Genomic DNA, 1,627 nt, shown 5'->3' on the forward strand with positions numbered 1-1,627 from the left:
ACCGCCAAGGAATTCGCCCTGCTGCACCTGCTGATGCGCCAGAGCGGCGAAGTGCTGTCACGCACGCAGATCATCTCGCTGGTGTGGGACATGAACTTCGATTGCGACACCAACGTGGTGGAAGTGTCGATCCGGCGTTTACGCGCCAAGATCGACGACCCCTTCGACGACAAGCTGATCCACACCTTGCGCGGCGTGGGCTACGTACTGGAAGCACGCGAATGAAGCCAGTGCGGCTGTCGCTGCGCCTGGGCCTGAGCGTCAGCCTGATGGGCGCGGCGCTGGTGCTGCTGCTGGCTGGCCTCGCGGTGCTGGCACTGGACCACGAGCTGGACAACCGCGCACGCAAGGTGCTGGCACGCAAGATGGAGCAGATCGAGCACAGCCTGGGCGTGGACCTGAGAGCCAGCGACCTGGGCGCACGGGCGCACCCGTTGCTCGACCTGGTGATGGGGCATGACGACCTGAGCCTGAACATCATTGCCCAGACCAGCCGCCACCCCGCGCTGTTGAGCCTGGGGCCAGCCGTGGAGGCGGCGCCACTACGGCGTATCAGCATGGGCACCGCGCTGGGCTTCAGTGAATGGCAGGACAGCGGCGAAGCTCGGCTGATGACAGCCGCACGCCTGATGACGCTGCGCGACGGCACGCCGGTACGGGTGCTGCTGACCCTCAACCGGGCCGATGACCTCGGGTTGCTGCAGGCCTATCTGCGTTCGACCTTGCTGGCCTTGCCGTTGCTGTTGCTGCTGATTGGCATCGGCGCCTGGAAGCTGGTGCAGCGCGGCTTGCTGCCGCTGCGCAGGTTCCGGCGCATCGCCGCCCAGGTGTCCGCGCAGGACCTGAGCCACCGCTTGCCCGAAGACAAGTTGCCGCACGAGCTGAGTACGCTGGCACGCGGCATCAACGTGATGCTCGATCGACTGGATGGCGGGGTGCAGCGCCTGTCGCAGTTCTCCGACGACCTGGCGCATGAGCTGCGCACGCCGATCAGCAACCTGATGGGCAAGGCCAGGTGACCTTGTCGCGGGTGCGCACGGCAGACGACTACCGGGTCGCGCTGGAGGACAGCATCGAGGAACTGACGCGCCTGAACCGCATCATCACCGACATGCTGTTCCTGGCTCAGGTCGATCAGCCGCGTCAGCAACTGATGCTGCAGCCGGTGGCGCTGGCCGATGAAGCGCAGCGGGTGGTGGAATTGTTTGCGCCCAGTGCCGAATGCAAGGACGTCACGCTAGAGGTGACGGGCTGGGGCAGTGTGCAGGGCGACCGGCTGATGGTGCAGCGGGCACTCTCGAACCTGTTGAGCAATGCAATACGGCACAGCCCCGAGGGCCGGCGCGTGGAGATCGGTATCGAGTCAGGTGCGCACGGGGTGCAGTGCTGGGTGCGCAATGAAGGGCCGGGGATCGAGGCGGTGCATTGGCCGCACCTGTTCGAGCGCTTCTACCGGGTGGGCTGTGGGCGTTCGCGGCTGGACGGCGGCACGGGGCTGGGGCTGGCCATCGTGCAATCGATCATGCAGGTGCATGGCGGGCGGGTCGAGGTGAGCAGCGCGCCGCAGGGGCCTACGCGGTTCAGCTTGATATTTGGGTAGGGGCTGCTGCGCAGCCCTTCGCTGGCA

At 66.3% G+C, this 1,627-nt stretch carries 1 protein-coding gene and 1 pseudogene; both read left to right on the top strand.

Features of this window, described 5'->3' with window-relative positions; all coding sequences use genetic code 11:
- A partial coding sequence (locus tag G3436_RS26205) for a winged helix-turn-helix domain-containing protein (protein WP_178116618.1) occupies window positions 1-225 on the top strand: 225 nt, incomplete at its 5' end.
- A pseudogene (locus G3436_RS26210) lies at window positions 222-1,600 on the top strand (heavy metal sensor histidine kinase). The gene G3436_RS26205 and the pseudogene G3436_RS26210, both read left to right, overlap by 4 nt.
- Window positions 1,601-1,627: the final 27 nt, after the last annotated feature.

Origin of the sequence: Pseudomonas brassicae, assembly GCF_010671725.1 — a bacterium.
Lineage (GTDB): Bacteria > Pseudomonadota > Gammaproteobacteria > Pseudomonadales > Pseudomonadaceae > Aquipseudomonas > Aquipseudomonas brassicae.